Source organism: Chitinophaga varians (assembly GCF_014529945.1).
In the GTDB taxonomy this organism is placed as follows: Bacteria; Bacteroidota; Bacteroidia; order Chitinophagales; family Chitinophagaceae; genus Chitinophaga; species Chitinophaga varians.
In genome coordinates this window covers 638,291-655,895 of record NZ_JACVFB010000005.1, presented here as the reverse complement: position 1 = coordinate 655,895, position 17,605 = coordinate 638,291, and the positions used below count along the sequence as shown (strand labels likewise).

Sequence of the window (17,605 nt, the reverse complement as noted above, 5' to 3'; positions counted from 1 at the left end):
GGCATGAATTTTTTCAGCGATCTGTTATTTTCAGTTTAGTGTCCGGCATATCACCTTTTGATTAGATCGCTTTTTTAGATTAGAAGCCCGTCTCCTTGTAAAATTGTTCCAGGAACACCTCCATAAACTGATGCCGCTCTGCTGCCAGGGCCTTGCCCGTATCGGTGTTCATACGGTCTTTAAGCAGTAACAGTTTCTCGTAGAAGTGATTTATAGTTGGCGCAGTGTTGCTTTTGTACTCTTCCCGCGTCATGACCATATTGGGTTTTATGGTGGGGTCATAAATGGCCCGGTTCTTAAATCCGCCGTAGTTGAAGGCCCTGGCAATACCAACGGCGCCGATGGCATCCAGGCGGTCAGCATCCTGCACTACGCTTAGTTCGGGAGAGCGGAAAGCATTGTCGTTGTGACCACCCTTAAATGAAATATAACGGATGATGTTTTCCACGTGAACGATGATTTCTTCTGACAGCCCCTGTGATGTCATAAAAGCACGGGCACGGGCCGGACCGATATTCTCGTCGCCATGATGGAATTTGGAATCGGCGATATCGTGCAACAAAGCCCCCAGCTCTACGATCAGCAGATCTGCTGTTTCCCGGGCAGCAATTTGGCGCGACAACTGCCACACCCTGTAAATATGCCACCAGTCGTGGCCTCCCTCTGCTCCCTCCAGCGATGTCTTCACATACGCTACGGTAGCATCGATGATTTCCTGATTATTTTGCATAACGGTAAAGATAATACGTAAAACTTTTCCGGCCATCCGGCCGTTATCAGGATATGATACAGATTAAACGTGTATATGAAGATTTTTCTGAAAGTGACGGATACCGTATTCTGGTAGACCGCTTATGGCCGCGGGGACTGTCTAAAGACAAAGCCCATGTGGATGAATGGCTGAAGGAAATTGCGCCAAGTGAAGCGCTCCGGAAATGGTTTCATCATGAGGACGGCAAATTTGCGGAGTTCCGTACCCGTTATCTTGCGGAGCTGAAAGAGAAAAAAGATTTGCTGGAAGATGTCCGGCAGCGAGCTAAACATCACCGGGTAACTTTATTATATGGGGCTAAAGACACGGTCCACAACCAGGCGCAGATATTGCTGGAAGTACTAAAGGGGTAATCAGGCGTTTTAGTTTTCCGGCTTCACCAGAATATCCGTGATGTTATTCAGCTGTTTTACTTTGGCAGCAAAATCACCTCTCAGTTTGTCACGGATGATGTGTAATTTATGTAATACTTCGTCGAGGGTATCAGGGATAGCCTCCTGTAGTACTTGTTTGAGCCGCTTGGCCACGGTGGGTGATTTACCATTGGTGGAGATGGCAATCTTCAGATTACCTTTCTGCACAATAGATCCCAGATAAAAATCACAGCGTTCCGGCGTGTCTGCCACATTGATCAGCACCTTTGCTCCTTTCGCTTTTTCCCAGACGCTATAGTTCAACTCTTTATCATTGGTGGCGGCTATAACCAGGTCTTTCCCCAGCAGGTCGCCGCAGGAGAAGGGTTTGCGGATAAGTTCCACGTTAGGGTAATGCCGGGCAATGTTTTCCAGCTCGGGGAGAAAGTCCAGCGACACTATGGTGATATTGCTTTCCGCGCAGTTTTGCAGGATAGCGTTCGCTTTCTCCAGCCCAATATGGCCACCGCCTACCACGAGGACGTGGAGGCGGTTGAGCTTAAAAAAAACCGGAAACAACTGATTTTCCATTTATACAGCGATTTTAAGTTCTTCGGCTACTTTGGTCTGCAGGGCGGCAAAATCTTCATGAAATCGTACTACCTCCCCTACCACAATGATGGCTGGATTGCACAGCTGCTGCTGCGCAGCGATCTCCTGCAGGTCCGCTACGCGGCCCATACCGATTTGCTGGTTGGGCAGCGTTCCGTTCTGAATGATAGCGGCGGGGGTATCACCTCTGCCGCTGTTGGTGAAGATAGTCGCTATTTCCGCCAGTTTGCTCATACCCATGAGGATTACCACGGTGGTGTTGGCCTGGATGGCATATTCGAGGTCGCGGGAGAGGTTACCGTTGCGGGTATTACCGGTGATCACCCAAAAGCCTTCGCTGACGTTGCGGGCGGTTACCGGTATTTTATTGACACCCGGGACAGAAATAGCACTGGAGATACCCGGTACTACTTCTGCCGTGATGCCAAATTGTTGGGCAAATGCTATTTCCTCCTGACCGCGGCCAAACACAAAAGAGTCGCCGCCTTTGAGCCTTACCACGCTGCCGTAGCTGAGCGCATATTTTACAATCATGCGGTTGATTTCATCCTGGGAATACACATGCATGCCTGCCCGTTTTCCAACAAAACGGCGGAGGCAACCGGCAGGTGCGTAATCCAGCAGTTCATTGCTGGACAAGGCATCATAGAGGATGACCTTCGCTTCCTGAATGGCTTTCATTCCTTTCACGGTAATCAGTTCCGGATCGCCGGGACCGGCGCCTACCAATGTGAGTTTCGGTTGTATCTGTTGCATGACGTGTAGTATTAAAAGATGATCAAAATTATGCCTGCGCCGGTTCAGCGGATTTCTGCCGATAAGCCTGTGCTGCATTGTAAAAAGACAGTGCCTGCTGGAAATAGGTTTTTGCGAAACTTTCCGTAGGCTCGTTGCCGTTAATCTGCAATACCTGTGTTTTGAAATCTGTCTCGAAGCTGAACTTGCCTGTTGCCACGAAATGTTTATCGAAATCGTTGATGATACCGATCTGGGTATTGCCGCTTACGGCTTCGCCGAGCAACAGTGCTTTGGCGCCCTGTACAAAGGAAGAGTAAGCGTGATAGATACCATCTGCGTAAGCACCTTTACTGATGGCGATATTGGCGAACTCAATTTTTTCTTCCGCTTCCAGCAGCAGGGTAGCCACCAGGTCGATGATAACACCGGCGCACTCGCCTACACCAATCGCGGTAGCGTAGTCTTCCACCTGGCCCCAGTCGATGTAATCTGCGGGCGTAATGGTAGTGAGATCAGCCAATGGTTTCAGCAGTTCATAGAAGTACTTTTCACCCTGACGGTCGTAATACTCGTTGAACAGTTCATTTTCCGCGCCGTTGATTTCGTAATCATGCAGGAGGCTGCGCAATACATCGGGGCCGCGGCGGCTGGGCACTTTAATCACCTTATCGGCTACACGCCCTACGCCGTCGCCAACGATACCGCCGCCCAGCAGTACCTGAAGGGCAGGTAATACTTTACCACCGCTCTTCATGGACGAGCCATGGAAGCCGATGCTGGCGATACCATGCTGGCCGCAGGAGTTCATACAGCCGCTGATTTTTATTTTGATGTCTTTGTTGTAGATCAGGTCGGGGAATTCGTCAACGATAACAGACTCCAGTACTTTAGCGATACCGGTGCTGTTGGAGATACCGAGGTTGCAGGTATCTGTGCCGGGGCAGGCGGTGATATCCGCGATGCTGTCAAATCCCGGTTCAGCGAAGCCAGCTGCTTCCAGTGCGCTGTACACATAAGGCAGATGCTCCGGCAGGATGAATTTCAGCAACAGGCCCTGATTGGCGGTCACTCTTACGTCATCCGCGATCACCGGGCGCAGCGCTTCGATCAGCTGGCGGCTGACAGCGGAACCAATATTGCCCAGGGTGATTTTCACATAAGCGCCGTAGTAACCTTTTTGTTTTTGTTCAAACACGTTGGTCTTTTTCCACGCTTCGTATTTCGCCGGATTTTTGATTTCGTAGGCTGGTATTTCACCAATCACCGGTGGCGTCGTTTGTGGCCAGGCGTCAGCATCTACCGGCACGCTTTTCACTTTCACTGCTTTGTATTCTTCTTTCACGAGGCGTTCAAATTCCTCCATACCTATTTTCTGGATGAGGAATTTCATGCGGGCTTTGTTACGGCTGGTCCTTTCACCGTGGCGGTCGAATACGCGCAATACGTTTTCGATATAGGGAATGAGCAGGTCTGTTTCCAGAAACTCGTATACCGGTTTGGCGAGGAAGGGCTGTGCACCCAGGCCACCGCCTACCAGTACTTTGAATCCGCGCACTTCTTTGCCGTCGATGATTTTTACTTTGGGGATCATGCCGAAGTCGTGCATGAAAGCCCAGGCAGTATCTTTTTCAGAAGAGGAGAAAGCGATTTTTATTTTACGGCCCATCTCCTGGCTCACCGGGTTGCGCAGGAAATAGCGGAAGGTAGCATCAGCGTAGGGAGTGATATCAAATGGCTCCTCAGGGTCTATGCCGGCGCGGTCAGAAGCCGTGATGTTACGGACAGTGTTACCGCAGGCTTCGCGGATGGTGATTTCATCCTGCTCCAGCGTATGCCACAATTCGGGTGTTCTGTCGAGGCTTACATAGTGTATCTGTACATCCTGACGGGTAGTCAGGTGCAGGTTGCTGGTAGCATATTCGTCGGATACTTCTGTGATACGTTTCCACTGTTGCAGCGTCATTTTACCATACGGTAATTTGATGCGCACCATTTGCACACCGGGCTGACGCTGACCATACACCCCTCTCGCCAGACGAAGGCTACGGAATTTCTCGTCCGTGATAGCCCCTTCGCGGAACAGGCGGATCTTCTTCTCCAGGTCGATGATATCCTGCTGTACTATGGGATTTTCAAGTTCTGTTCTGAAGCTTTGCATATAAAGTATTTTCAGGTGGTGGTAAAAATCGCTGGTATTGGTTGTAAAAAAGCCTCCGCTATGTGCGGAGGCTGTCGTATAACTGAGATTAGTATTATTAACTTATCAGTGTTTCATACTACACGCGTTCCGCTGCTGCTCTCATGCAACAACAATTATAGTGGCCGTTCATCACCTTCCGTATTCTATTACCCATATTCCCTATAATTTTAGTAGAGTAATACAAAGATAGAAATGCCACCCGTCTTTCCAAAAATTTTTTTAGGGTGAAAAGGGGGAACATTCAGCAGGCGGGAATGCGTCAAAATGGATAAAAACTCGTTTTAATCATTCAAAATCAACAAGATATAATTCAGGATAGACTTATTCATCATAACCTCCGCTTATCTGGTATAACATTTTGTTATGGGGCCCCCACCGGGAATGCTATTTCCGGCAGGTTCGCCGAAACACAGATCGCCGGCAAACACATTAAAATAAATTACTATTTTTGTTATACAGATTAACTCCCGTTACCCTGATCATTTATTTAAATATTGTTACCTATGAAAGAAATCAGAAAACCTGCTCCCCGACGGATCGTGATTAGTTACTTGTTGGCGGTTTTGCCGATAATGCTTTTGGTGACGGTGTTCCTGTGTATGGGCTCGGTGGCGGTGGTGACCGGCATTACCCGGCCAGCGCTGGCCCATGGCATCGCTCAGATATTGACGGCGGTAACCGTGGGACTGGCCGGCCCCCTTGTACATGGATAAAAAGTACTTCTTCCTGCCAGGCTGCTACGTCGATAGCGGCCTGGCATTTCCCCACAAAATCCGCTCCCCTGCCGCCTTTCACGGATAAACACCACTTCACACCGCAAGAATTCGGCGGTGGTCATCTTCCCGTTATTATCTTTGCGGCGTAAAATGGACTTATGATCAATACGGTAATATTCGATATGGATGGCCTGCTGGTAGACTCAGAGCCACTGTGGGGCATCGCGATGAGAGAAGTTTTTGCAACGGTGGGCGTTACGCTTTCATCTGAACTGACACACAAAACCACCGGGCTGCGTACCCGGGAAGTAGTGAGTTACTGGCACAGCTACTTTAAATGGGAAGGCAAAAGCACCGAGCAGGTAACCAACGAAATCATTGACAGCGTTACGGATAAAATCATCGCAGAAGGTAAAGCGATGGAAGGTCTTTCCTACATATTGGAATTTTTCAAAGCGAAAGGTTTTAAAATGGGACTGGCCTCGTCTTCTCCCCTGCGGCTGATAGAAGCGGTGCTGGCGCATTTACATATCCGCGAAAAATTTCAGGCGGTATACTCCGCAGAATTTGAGGATTACGGCAAACCGCATCCGGCGGTGTACCTGGCCTGTGCCAAAGCGCTCAACAGTGATCCGCTGGACTGCATCGCCTTTGAAGATTCCGTTACCGGCATGACAGCCGCCAAGGCCGCGCGTATGACCACGGTGGTGGTACCGGAGCCGCACAACCGGCACGATCCGCGTTATGCACTGGCCAACATGCAGCTGGATTCGTTGCTGGACTTCAACGATCAGCGGTTGTCCTTACTCATGCAACACTAAATCTGTTCATCATATCAACCCCTTATTCCATGAAAATCATTGACCTGTCTAAGACGATCGAATACAATAAACAGGACCCCTGGTTTATGCGTATTCGTATCAAACACAAGGCGCACCGGCAAAGCCGGTCGCTGATCCGTTTTTTCCTGGGCCTGCCGGCGAAGCTGTTCCCCAAAGGTTTTGAAGGCTGGGCAGACGACAAGATCGTGAGCATGGGCGTTCATGCCGCTACGCACATTGATGCGCCCTGGCACTATGCCCCGGAAGTCAACGGCCAGCCCGCCAAGACCATCGACCAGATACCGCTGGAGTGGTGCTATGGTGATGGCGTAGTGATCAACATGACACACAAGGCGGATTTCGAGGAGATAACGCTGGCGGATATACGGGAAAATCTGCAGCAGACAGGGGCGGTTATTCAGCCAGGCACGATTGTGTTGATTTATACAGGCCGCGACCAATACATTGGCACCCGTGAATACCCGATGCGGGGTACCGGCATGAGCGCGGAGGCCACTCATTGGCTGATAGACCAGGGCGTGAAAGTAATGGGTATTGATCAGTGGGGATTTGATCTTCCGCTGAAGTATATGGTGCAGAAAGCCAAAGCGGAAGAAAAGGACGATTATTTCTGGCAGGCACACCTCGTAGGCCAGCAGAAAGAATACTGTCATATGGAGCAGCTGGTGAACCTGGGCGCGTTGCCGTCGCATGGCTTTAAAGTAGCCGTTTTCCCGCTGAAGATCAAAGGCGCCAGTGCAGCGCCCGCGCGGGTAGTAGCCATGATTTAATTATTTCTTTATTTTGATATTTAGATATTTAAAATGCAGCGAAGATTTACCCGAATAAGCTGGTGGTCATCGTAGCATTTTAAATATCTAAATACCAAAATAGTCAAATGCTCAAATAAAAAAACCGTTCTGATTACTCAGAACGGTTTTCTTTTATTTTCCAAAACGGATCTTATTGTGCGCTTTTTTCTTCGCCACCTTCAGATTGTTTCAGTTTTTCTCTCAGTTCAGCTAAAGCACCCAGGTCACCTAAAGTAGCTTTTTCTACTTTACCCTGAATGTTTTTCACTGCTTTACGGGTTTTGTCAGCTTCAGCTCTCTTCTCTTTCACAACAGCTTCTTTTTCTTCAGCCTGTGCTTTTTCCCATACTCTGGTGTGAGAAACCAGGATACGTTTTTCGCTGCGATCGAATTCGATGATCATGAATTCTTTCACGTCTTCAACGTTGATTGGTTTTTCGTCTTCTGTTCTCAGGTGACGGGCAGGAGCGTAAGCTTCCAGGCCGTATTGCAGTTGAACAGTAGCACCTTTCTCATCTTTCTTCACAACAGTACCTTCGTGTACGGAGTTGATCGGGAAGATAGTTTCGAAAGTGTTCCAAGGATCTTCTTCGATCTGTTTGTGACCGAGGCTGAGTTTGCGGTTTTCTTTATCAATACCCAGGATTACTACATCTATTTCGTTGCCTACTTTAGTGTATTCAGATGGGTGGTTGAAACGTTTGATCCAGCTCAGGTCGGAGATGTGGATCATGCCACCGATACCAGTTTCCAGTTCAACGAACACACCGTAAGGAGTGATGTTTTTAACGATGCCTTTGTGACGGCTGTCAACCGGGAATTTAGTTTCGATAGTAGACCATGGATCTTCTGTCAGTTGTTTGATAGACAGAGACATTTTACGCTCTTCTTTGCTCAGGGTAACTACCACTGCTTCGTATTCTTCGCCTAATTTGAAGAATTCTTTAGCGTTGATAGGAGTAGAAGCCCAGGAGATTTCAGAAACGTGTACCAGACCTTCTACGCCCGGCATGATTTCCAGGAACGCACCGTAGTCTTCGATGTTAACCACTTTACCTTTAACTTTAGCACCTTCGGTGATGGTAGCTGGTAAAGTATCCCACGGATGCGGAGTGAGTTGTTTGTAGCCCAGGCTTATGCGACGTTTTTCGTCGTCGAAGTCCAGTACCACCACGTTGATTTTCTGGTCCATCTGGAGCACTTCGCTCGGATGGGAGATACGGCCCCAGGAGATGTCTGTGATGTACAGCAGACCGTCCAGACCGCCCAGGTCGATGAACGCACCAAAGTCGGTGATATTCTTGATGGTACCTTCCAATACCTGGCCTTTTTCCAGTTTGGAGATGATATCCACTCTTTGTTGTTCGATATCGCTTTCGATCAGCGCTTTGTGGGAAACTACGGCGTTGCGGATGGTTTCGTTTACTTTCACCACTTTGAACTCCATAGTTTTGCCTACAAACTGGTCGTAGTCGGTAACCGGTTTCACGTCGATCTGAGAACCTGGCAGGAATGTTTCCATACCGTAAACGTCCACGATCAAGCCGCCTTTGGTTTTGCTGGTAACAGTACCAGTAACCACTTCGCCTGTTTTGTAAACTTCCACGATTTTTTCCCATGCACGTTTCTGGCGAGCCTGTTTACGGCTCAGGTGCAGGTTACCGTCGCGGTCTTCTTTTTCTACTACCAGCACTTCCACTTCGTCACCGATTTTCAGACCCGGTAAGTCACGGAATTCGTTCAGGGAGATCAGGCCGTCAGATTTGAAACCGATGTTGATCACCACGTCAGTGTTGGTAATACCTACTACAGTACCGCTCAGCAGCGTGTTTTCTTCAAACACTTTGAAGGTGCTGTCGTAAGTCTGATCATACTTTTCTTTTTCTTCTTTGCTGTAAGAAGAAACGTTACGTTTGTCCACGCTCCAATCGAAATCGTCGTGGGCAGTTGCTACTACAGGAGCCTTTTTTGTCGCAGTTTCTGCCGCAGCTGCCTGCGGAGCCTGTTGCTCTGCGTTTTGTTCGTTAATAATGTTGTTTTCGCTCATAAAAAATTGAAATTTTAAATCCGGAATACCCGGACTCCCTGTTTTATGGGACGGCAAAAATACAAAAAAATACCCGTTTTACCTCATTTTTCCGGAAGAAATCACCTTTCCACCCCCTCCTTTAACGTTCCTTTCGGATATTTTTTAATCATATTTGAATTTAACTTACTACATAGGCAGGATTCCGGCTATTTTTTACCGGTCGCCGTCAACCAGAATAGCAAAAATTTGTTATCTATTTAGTGTCCAATTGATAATTATCTGCAGTAAAAAAAGTTAAATTTCATCAACTGAAAATCTGCCCTGTAAAGGGTTTTAAATCCCGGATTTTTATTTTAATTTGTGTATATGAACGGGACCTCATTTCAATCGGATATTCGCTTTTGGCTCAGACAAGGCAACACGGTCAATCATTTGCTTATCTGGAACATTGTCATTTTTATCGGGATCAACCTGTTGTATCTCATTTCTCCCAATACTGCTTTTGCCTGGACATTTGACCAGCTGACCCTTCACTCCCTGCCCGGCACCTTTATCAGAAAACCATGGGGACTGATCACCTACATGTTTACCCACGTAGAGATCTTCCACGTCTTTTTTAATATGCTGAACCTCTACTGGTTCGGAAACCTGTTTCGTGGCTTTCTGGGCAACAAACGCGTACTGCCGCTGTATCTGATGGGCGGTATCACCGGCGCAGCCTTGTACATGCTTTCTTATAATCTGCTGTTTCCCGGTATGGCCTCCACCATGATCGGCGCTTCCGCCTCCGTGATGTGCATCCTGGTAGCCTGCGCTACCCTCATGCCCAATTACGAAATCGGGCTGCTGTTCTTCGGCAACGTGAAACTGAAATGGCTGGCCATCGCCCTGATCGCACTGGGTATTATATCCATCCCGCGGGGCAACCTCGGCGGCATCATTGCCCACATGGGCGGCGCCCTCTTCGGCTTCGTCTACATCCGTACCCTGCAAAGCGGCACCGATATCTGCAAACCACTGATATGGCTTTTCGACGCGGAAACACGCCGGGAAAACAAACGGGTACAGGCAAGGTCCAAACCCAAGAAATCTCCCCTCAAAGTGGTAAAAAAACCGGATGACAACAACCAGCTACGCCTGGACCAACTGCTCGACAAAATCAACGAAAAAGGCTATAACAGCCTCAGCGCAGAAGAAAAAGCCTGGTTGGATAAAGTGAGCAAAGAAAACTGATTACCTTTGCCTTTCAATTTTTCGCCCTTTTACGCATGAAAACTTTTAACGTTCCGGTCATATATCGTAGTCCGCTGATCAGCGCCATCAAAAATCAACGCAAGCAGCAGGACCGCATGAAAAAGGACTTCACGCCCACCACGCTTGATTTTGGTCCGCTTAAAATATTGCTCGCACGCCACTTCGGCTTTTGTTACGGCGTGGAAAACGCGATCGAGATCGCTTTTAAAACGGTAGACGAAAACCCGGACAAACGTATATTCCTCCTCAGTGAAATGATACACAACCCGCATGTCAACAACGACCTGCTGGAACGAGGCGTACAATTTATCATGGACACCGCCGGCAATCAGCTGGTACCCTGGGAAACCCTGCAGTCCGACGATATTGTGATCATTCCTGCCTTCGGTACGACCATCGAAACAGAAAATAAACTCGCCTCTCTCGGTATTGAACCGCTGAAATACAATACCACCTGTCCTTTTGTGGAAAGGGTATGGAACAAGGCCGAACAGATCGGGAAAAAGTCCTATACCGTGATCGTTCACGGTAAACCTAAGCATGAAGAAACACGCGCCACTTTCTCCCATAGCCAATCCAATACCCCGACCGTGGTGGTAAAAGATATGGCCGAAACGGAAAAGCTGGCCCGTTACATCACCGGCGAAACACCGGCCGAGAGTTTCTATGAAGTGTTCAAAGGCCAATATTCTCCCGGCTTCGATGTCACCAAAGACCTGCAACGTGTAGGGGTAGTGAACCAAACCACCATGCTGGCCACCGAAACACAGGCCATCGCCGACTATATCCGCCAGGTGATCGTAGCTCACTATGGCCTTACCGAGGCTAATGCAGAGGAGCGTTTTGCCGATACCCGCGACACGCTCTGTTACGCCACCAACGATAACCAAAGTGCCGTTATCGGCATGCTGGAAGAAGCAGCCGACCTGGCCATTGTGGTAGGTGGTTATAACAGCTCCAACACATCGCATCTGGTAGAACTATGTGAAGAGAAACTGCCCACTTACTTTATCAGCGCACCGGAGCAAATGCACAGTACCAACCAGGTTGACCACTGGGATTTCCATCATAAGAAAGAAATCCACAGTAATACTTTTTTACCAGAAAAAAACCAGGTGACCATCTTGCTGACAAGCGGTGCATCCTGCCCCGACGCTTTGGTGGAAGGGGTCATTCGTCGGTTATTGTCCTTTTACGGGCTGGAGCACAAAGCGGATGAATTGGCAATAGTTGACTAATAAAGGTCATCTGTAATAAGATTACGCAGAAAGTTTTTATAACAAAAAAGACACCAGAAGGTGTCTTTTTTCTTTGGGGCTAATCACGCTAGTAATGCAGAGAATAAAATTTATATATAGCGCTAAAATTGAAATCGTAATTCAAAAGTAAATCTTCCTGAAAAGGCATACAACAGCCATTTATTATCTGGTAGTTTATTGACCATAAGTGGCATAAAAAAGCCTAAAATCGGAAAGCATTTTTTGGCGAAAATGAAAAGCAATCGTTTTCCATAGAAGCCCCACCCTTACCGGCATACGCCATTATCTGTTAAAACTGCATGGCCCGTTTCAGGAAATCTGCCTTACGGCGTCTGGACACTTCCACCTGGGCCCCATCGCTCATCAGTGCAAAGCCGCCTTCGCCCTGTATATAGGACTGCATCTGTTGCAGGTTGATGAGATGCGAGTTATGCACCCGGAAGAAATCCACATCTGCCAGTAGTTCTTCAAACTCTTTCAGTGGGCGCGACACCATCAGGTTCTTTTTGTCTGTGAAAAAGATACGGGTATAGTTGCCGGTAGACTCGCAGCGTACGATGTTCTGTACGGGCATAAACACCAGTCCGTTGATAGTAGGCAGCGCAATTTTTTTATGTGACTGCTGCAGGGTTTTCATGTTTTGCAGGAACACGTCCATCGGTGAGAGGCTGTTGGTGTCCCGCTGACGTTGTTGCTGTTTTTCCCTGCATTTGTCGAGGGCATCCTGCAGCTCCTTTACACTGAAGGGTTTGAGGAGGTAGTCCAGTGCATTGAATTTGATGGCCTTGAGGGCGTACTGTTCATAGGCAGTGGTAAAGATGACATCAAACCCGATCTTCTCGAACTGTTTCAGTAACTCAAACCCGTTCTGGTGAGGCATTTCCACATCCAGGAAAACCAGATCGGGGTGAAGTTCATCCACCAGTTCCTTTGCTTCTTTTACTCCTTTGGCTGATCCAATCACCTCTACTCCCGGGCACTTCCTGACTAACATGGTTTGCAAGGCATCAATACAATGTTGCTCATCATCTACGATGATAGCTCTTATGTCGCTCATGCTGTGGTAGGTTTAGCGGTACGGCAAACTGGCCGTCCGTTTTTTTATTATGCTAAAATATGAATTCGGCCGGTAAAATAATAGTCACCATGGTACCCGCTGGTTGTCCGGCAGTATCTTCCAGGTCGGTGACCATTACTTTCGCTTCCTTATTATTGATTTTCCGGATAAGATCGATCCTTCCTTCGGTTACTTTCATGCCGACGGAGTTGTGTCCCTTTCCTTTCTTTTCCTTGATCTCCATCGCTTTCTGGCGGCCGATGCCGTTGTCGGTGATGGTGCACACCAGGCTTCTGTCTTTCAGTACAATATCGATATCGAGGCGGCCCTTGTCATCGTGTTTATGTACCAGGCCGTGCCAGATGGCATTTTCCACGTATGGCTGCAGGATCATGGGTGGTATGAGCACTTCCTCATCGTTGATATCCGGACCTATACGGATCGTATATTCAAAGATGCCGTTGCAACGAAGGGATTCCAGGTCGAGGTATAGCCGCAGCGACTCCAGTTCCTTGTTAAGCGTCACGAAGGTATGCTGCGTATTATCGAGGATAAGGCGCATCAGGCGTGAGAACTTGGTCAGGTAATCAGAGGCTTCCTCCTGGTTGTTACTCCAGATATAGCGGTGTATAGAGCTCAGGGAATTAAAGATAAAATGCGGGTTCATCTGGGAGCGCAGTGACTTCAGTTCCAGCAGAAGGGTTTGTTTATTGGCTTCCAGATTACGGTGACGGATATAAAAAAAGCCCCCTATGATGGCCATGAGCAGGAAGCCTGCCAGTGCGAAGATGAACACCACATTGCGTTTAGTCTTCAGTTCCCCTACTGTTTTATCATGCTCCAGTGTTTTAATCTGATTGTCTTTCCGGTCCACCTCATAGATAGTCTGCATTTGTTTTAGCGCCATGGCAGATTTTTCATTGAGGATACTGTCTTTGTACAACAGGGATTTGTCGGCCGCATCCAGCGAGCGCCGGAAGTCGCCACTGGCCTTATAATCTGCCGACAGGGCCTTATAAGCCTCCATCAGCATGGATTTAAAGTTCCAGAATATGCTGAGGTCTATGGACTGCTGCATATACTTACGGGCTTCGTCGTGTTTATTTTGTGCGCTGAGGAGCTTGCCGATGTTGAGGTAACTTTCCGCCACATGGATTTTATCATCCACCTTGCCATTTACCGCCAGGGCTTTCTGGAGGTATTCCATGGCGGTAGCATAATCCTTTTTTTCTTTATAGGCAGTACCGAGCGCATTGTAACATATAGCCATTCCCGTGGGGTTGTCTATTTTCTGGTTTACCACCAGGGAGCGGTGATAATATTGAATAGCGAGGTCCAGTTTGTTCTGGGCCTGGTAGGCATATCCCAGGTTGCCGAGATTGATGGCCACGCCAAGGTCATTATGGCTGTCGTCTTCCAGTTTCAGTGCCCGGTCGAAATGGCGGATGGCGTCTTCATAATTTTCCGCTGTCAGCTGGATATTGCCGATGCTGTTGGTCGCCACGCAGATATTGCGGGTATCGTTGATTTTTTCTGCCAGCTGCAGCGCGTGCAGATGATAGTCGAACGCTTGCTGGAGTTTATCCTGGCGGCGGCAGTCGACCCCGGTATTATTGAACGAAAGGCACATGAGGAGGGTATCATTGGCATCTTCCGCGTATTTGATCGCTTTTTCGTGGTAGTCTTCCGCCACGAGGTACTGGGATTTGTTTCTTTTGAAGGTACCCAGTTCGTTGTAGAGGAGGGCCAGGCTACGGGAGGAGCGCAGTTTATGGGCTAATGGAAGGGCTTCCTGCCAGAACAGGTTTTCTGACCTGTGGTTATCGAAGTAGCGGCCGTATTGTTTACCGCCTCTGATGAGTAAAGACACCTTGGCGGTATCATTGGGCAGTGTCCGGATGGAATCGAGGGTGTGATAAATCCGCAGGGAATCCTGCGCATCAGCGGCCCAACAGGCTCCAATCAGGAGCAAGCCTAAAAAACACAGACTTTTAATAGACATTGGCTGAACGATCTGACCACACAATTTAAGAAGAATTACGCATTACAAACGATGAATTACTGATTCCGGATTGTTTTACCGCTAAATTACCGCATGCTCAGTTGTATGGTGTTTAAAAAAAGCGAAAGGGCGAAAGAATTCGCCCCTTCTTCCTATTAACCGAATACACCTACTGAAAATATGGAACGGCCATGGCAAGCCATGCCATCCCACATTTCTCTTTATGCCAGACAGGGGCGCTAAAAGGCCATGCCGGGCGGAATTTATTTATAGTTAAGTTCAATAATCGGTTAATAGCAAAGGTTTTGTGGATATAGTTTACAAATAAGACTTTCATAAAGACAGTTATATCTCTTTACGCTTCCGCGATCACAATTTCAATGGTTGTCTTACTGCATGTTTATGCGGGCAGGCATCAGCCGGTCGCAAAAACATTGCCCACATTCAATACCTTGGCAATATTTCAGGTCAGATAAGGTTAAAGCATGGAAAACCCCGTCAGTTGGTGACATAGTTTTGCATACAAATAAATAGCAGGAAATTCTTCAGGATGTGGAAAATTATTGGGATGGTCCGCTGGTGGTTAGGCAGGGACAAGGCAAATGTATAAAAGACTTTTAATAAAAGAAAATATTATTTCACGAAGTGTGGGCCAATGTGGCATCTTCCACCCATTGCATCACGAGGTCCATCTGGTCTTCCCTGCTTAACTGGCTGTTATCCAGTATGATAGCATCTTCTGCTTTCCGAAGTGGGCTGATTTCACGATTCGCATCGATATAGTCCCGCAGTTCCAGGTTTTCTTTTACCTCTTCTATGGAGATGTTTTTATTTTTCTCGTAGAGTTCTCTGAAGCGGCGTTCCACGCGGATGGCGATATCAGCGGTCATGAAGATTTTTAGTTCTGCATGTGGGAATACTACTGTACCGATATCGCGACCATCCATGACGATGCCTTTGCGGGTGCCCATTTTTTTCTGCTGGGCTACGGCAAAGTCGCGCACTTCTTTCACGGCGGCCACTTCACTTACTTTTTCTGCCACGAGCATTTCGCGGATCAGGTGTTCCACATTTTCTCCGTTGAGATGCATTTCGCTGGCGCCGGACTTGGGGTTGTATTCAAACTCGAGGTGTATGTCTGCCAGCGCAGCTACTACAGCCGGCTGGGAAGTCCAGTCCACGCGGTTTTGCAGGAAATAAAGTGTAATCGCACGATACATGGCGCCACTGTCTATATAGACATAGTCTAACTTCTTAGCCAGTTGTTTTGCCAACGTACTTTTGCCACAAGAAGAGTAGCCATCTATCGTGATGATAATTTTTTTCAACCTTATTTATTTAAACCGCCTACAGAGATAACCCCACAAAATTGAGGGAATTATGCGAAAAAAGCAAAACAAACCTACGGTATCACTATCACTTTGCAGGTATAGGCTACTTTCTGGGTGTCTTTATGATAGAGCACCATGAAGTAGGTACCGGCAGGCAGGTCGCTCACGCTCAGGTCATTATCCAGGCGTACGTCATACTCGCGCATCACCTGGCTCCAGGTATCGCGGAGCTGCATCATCAGCGGGCCTCTTATGCCACGGATACGTACTTTGAACTTGCCGTTGTTCGGGTTGGGGAATACGTCGATCTGTACAAACGGTGGTACAGCGCGTATTTCGGAATATACTTCCTTGCCGTTGCGGGAAACGGCTTTGATGCGGTAGTAGGTCCAGCCGTCGTAATCGTTGAGGTCCTGCAGCGTATAACTCAATGGCACGTTGCTGTTGCCATTGAGCGCTTTGGTAGGCACGGTGGCTATACGGGAAAATGTTTCCTCCCTTTCATAACGGCGTTCCACTTCAAACAGCAGATTATTGACTTCGCGGCTGGTGGTCCAATCGAGCTGCACCATAAGTGGTGCGATGCGATATGCTTCAAAGCTGAGGAAAATAGCAGGTTTAGCTTTGCTGATCAGCGTTGTCTTGGTGAAATATTCATTGTTGCCTAAGCTGGTGAACACGCGCATATGCATCGTTGCCGGGGTGGCGAGGCCGTTAGTAGTGAGTGTGCCGGGTTTAGGCAGGGTAGCCAGGTAAGGCACCTGGTCCCACACGCCGCCGGTAAAACGGGTAATATAGCTACTATCGCGCGCCGTGGCATAAGCCGGCAATTCATCGCTATCCATGTGTTGCAGGATAACCGTCGCATTGCCGCCCGAACCGGCGCGGGTGATCTGCCAGGTTTTGTTGACAAAGCTGTCCGGGTAAGCGCGGCCGCCGATAGCCAGGCTATATACGCTGTCGTATGCACGGACGCTGAATATGTCCGTAGCGCCGTCCAGCAGGATCGCTGCGGGTGAATAACTGTTGATGGTAGTACCTACCGGGAACACCACTTTATTGGCCACATCGTTGATGCCTGCACGGTAGAGCGCGCCACCAGCCACGCCGGTGCCGTTCACCACAAAACTTTGATCACTGTAACCTGTGATGGTGCCGGGATTATTTTCACCAACGAGGAGGTTCCAGCCGTTGAGGAAAATATGTCCGTCTGTGAAATGCAGGTTGTTCCTGATTTTGAGATCGCTGAGATCATCGAGGAGCAGTCCGGCGCTGTTATTGATTTCGAGGTTAGGGAAGCTACATCCCTGCCGGGTGGCGAGACTGTAGTTGCCGAATACCAGCTGCCGGCCAACATTGCCATACAGCGGGTTCTGGCCCATGAAGAGAAATTTGCCGCCGATACCGGAGCGGCCATCGGCACTTTCATCGGGCAACGTAGCAGCGTTGCCGTTAGTCCATTTTTTACTGAGGAAATACAAGGTAGCCGTAGGATTAGAGCCCAGGATACCGTTATTGGTCAAATCTGAAAAAACACCTGAGTTACCGGAAAGCCATACAGAAGCGCCATCAGGGATGAAGACACCCTGTTGTGCGAAACCAATCTCCGCTAACAGCAATAACACGATAACTGATAAGGCTTTTTTCAT

Annotated in this window: 15 protein-coding genes; 6 read left to right on the top strand and 9 right to left on the bottom strand. The window is 48.3% G+C overall.

The window, feature by feature from the left end; translation table 11 throughout:
• Nucleotides 1–79: 79 nt before the first annotated feature.
• A complete protein-coding gene (locus ICL55_RS26130) occupies nt 80–730 on the bottom strand; it encodes an HD domain-containing protein (protein ID WP_188103051.1) in 651 nt (216 codons plus the stop codon).
• Between the two features lie 53 nt (nt 731–783).
• Here ICL55_RS26130 and ICL55_RS26125 point away from each other — a divergent pair, with 53 nt between their 5' ends.
• Nucleotides 784–1,125 carry a DUF488 domain-containing protein gene (locus tag ICL55_RS26125; RefSeq protein ID WP_188103049.1) on the top strand — a complete coding sequence of 114 codons (342 nt, stop codon included), beginning with the start codon at nt 784–786 and terminating at the stop codon, nt 1,123–1,125.
• 9 nt (nt 1,126–1,134) lie between these two features.
• On the opposite strand, the gene ICL55_RS26120 is transcribed toward ICL55_RS26125, so the two are convergent.
• Genes ICL55_RS26120 through ICL55_RS26110 form a run of 3 tightly spaced genes read right to left on the bottom strand, consistent with a single transcriptional unit; the run spans nt 1,135 to nt 4,633 of the window.
• Nucleotides 1,135–1,716, bottom strand: a complete 582-nt coding sequence (locus ICL55_RS26120; RefSeq protein WP_188103047.1) for a precorrin-2 dehydrogenase/sirohydrochlorin ferrochelatase family protein — start codon at nt 1,714–1,716, stop codon at nt 1,135–1,137.
• Complete coding sequence (cobA, locus tag ICL55_RS26115; RefSeq protein ID WP_188103044.1) at nt 1,717–2,493, bottom strand: uroporphyrinogen-III C-methyltransferase; 777 nt, start codon at nt 2,491–2,493, stop codon at nt 1,717–1,719.
• A 28-nt stretch (nt 2,494–2,521) separates the two neighbouring features.
• Complete coding sequence (locus tag ICL55_RS26110) at nt 2,522–4,633, bottom strand: nitrite reductase (RefSeq protein ID WP_188103042.1); 2,112 nt, start codon at nt 4,631–4,633, stop codon at nt 2,522–2,524.
• Between the two features lie 605 nt (nt 4,634–5,238).
• On the opposite strand from ICL55_RS26110, the gene ICL55_RS26105 reads away from it, so the two are divergent.
• The 3 genes from ICL55_RS26105 (at nt 5,239) to ICL55_RS26095 (ending at nt 7,003) form a co-directional block, all read left to right on the top strand.
• Nucleotides 5,239–5,388 carry a hypothetical protein gene (locus tag ICL55_RS26105; protein WP_188103039.1) on the top strand — a complete coding sequence of 50 codons (150 nt, stop codon included), beginning with the start codon at nt 5,239–5,241 and terminating at the stop codon, nt 5,386–5,388.
• Nucleotides 5,389–5,549: 161 nt separating this feature from the next.
• The gene (gene hxpB / locus ICL55_RS26100; RefSeq protein ID WP_188103037.1) at nt 5,550–6,212 is read left to right on the top strand and encodes a hexitol phosphatase HxpB; all 663 of its coding nucleotides are present in this window, start codon (nt 5,550–5,552) and stop codon (nt 6,210–6,212) included.
• Nucleotides 6,213–6,241: 29 nt separating this feature from the next.
• Entirely contained in the window at nt 6,242–7,003 is a 762-nt protein-coding gene (locus tag ICL55_RS26095) for a cyclase family protein (RefSeq protein ID WP_188103028.1), read from the top strand.
• A gap of 172 nt (nt 7,004–7,175) precedes the next feature.
• Here ICL55_RS26095 and rpsA read toward each other — a convergent pair whose 3' ends face one another.
• Entirely contained in the window at nt 7,176–9,071 is a 1,896-nt protein-coding gene (gene rpsA / locus ICL55_RS26090; RefSeq protein ID WP_168869769.1) for a 30S ribosomal protein S1, read from the bottom strand.
• Between the two features lie 348 nt (nt 9,072–9,419).
• Here rpsA and ICL55_RS26085 point away from each other — a divergent pair, with 348 nt between their 5' ends.
• Both ICL55_RS26085 and ICL55_RS26080 read left to right on the top strand, forming a co-directional pair.
• Nucleotides 9,420–10,286 (top strand): rhomboid family intramembrane serine protease, encoded by an 867-nt coding sequence (locus ICL55_RS26085; protein WP_188103025.1) that lies wholly within the window; start codon nt 9,420–9,422, stop codon nt 10,284–10,286.
• A 35-nt stretch (nt 10,287–10,321) separates the two neighbouring features.
• Nucleotides 10,322–11,545, top strand: coding sequence for a 4-hydroxy-3-methylbut-2-enyl diphosphate reductase (locus ICL55_RS26080; RefSeq protein WP_188103017.1), 1,224 nt, complete (start codon nt 10,322–10,324; stop codon nt 11,543–11,545).
• A gap of 310 nt (nt 11,546–11,855) precedes the next feature.
• On the opposite strand, the gene ICL55_RS26075 is transcribed toward ICL55_RS26080, so the two are convergent.
• The 4 genes from ICL55_RS26075 to ICL55_RS26060 form a co-directional block, all read right to left on the bottom strand.
• Complete coding sequence (locus ICL55_RS26075) at nt 11,856–12,623, bottom strand: LytR/AlgR family response regulator transcription factor (RefSeq protein WP_188103015.1); 768 nt, start codon at nt 12,621–12,623, stop codon at nt 11,856–11,858.
• Nucleotides 12,624–12,675: 52 nt separating this feature from the next.
• Nucleotides 12,676–14,625, bottom strand: coding sequence for a tetratricopeptide repeat-containing sensor histidine kinase (locus tag ICL55_RS26070; RefSeq protein WP_188103013.1), 1,950 nt, complete (start codon nt 14,623–14,625; stop codon nt 12,676–12,678).
• Nucleotides 14,626–15,263: 638 nt separating this feature from the next.
• Nucleotides 15,264–15,953: a (d)CMP kinase gene (cmk, locus tag ICL55_RS26065; protein WP_188103010.1), complete on the bottom strand. Its 690-nt coding sequence runs from the start codon at nt 15,951–15,953 to the stop codon at nt 15,264–15,266.
• Between the two features lie 74 nt (nt 15,954–16,027).
• Complete coding sequence (locus tag ICL55_RS26060) at nt 16,028–17,605, bottom strand: T9SS type A sorting domain-containing protein (protein ID WP_188103008.1); 1,578 nt, start codon at nt 17,603–17,605, stop codon at nt 16,028–16,030.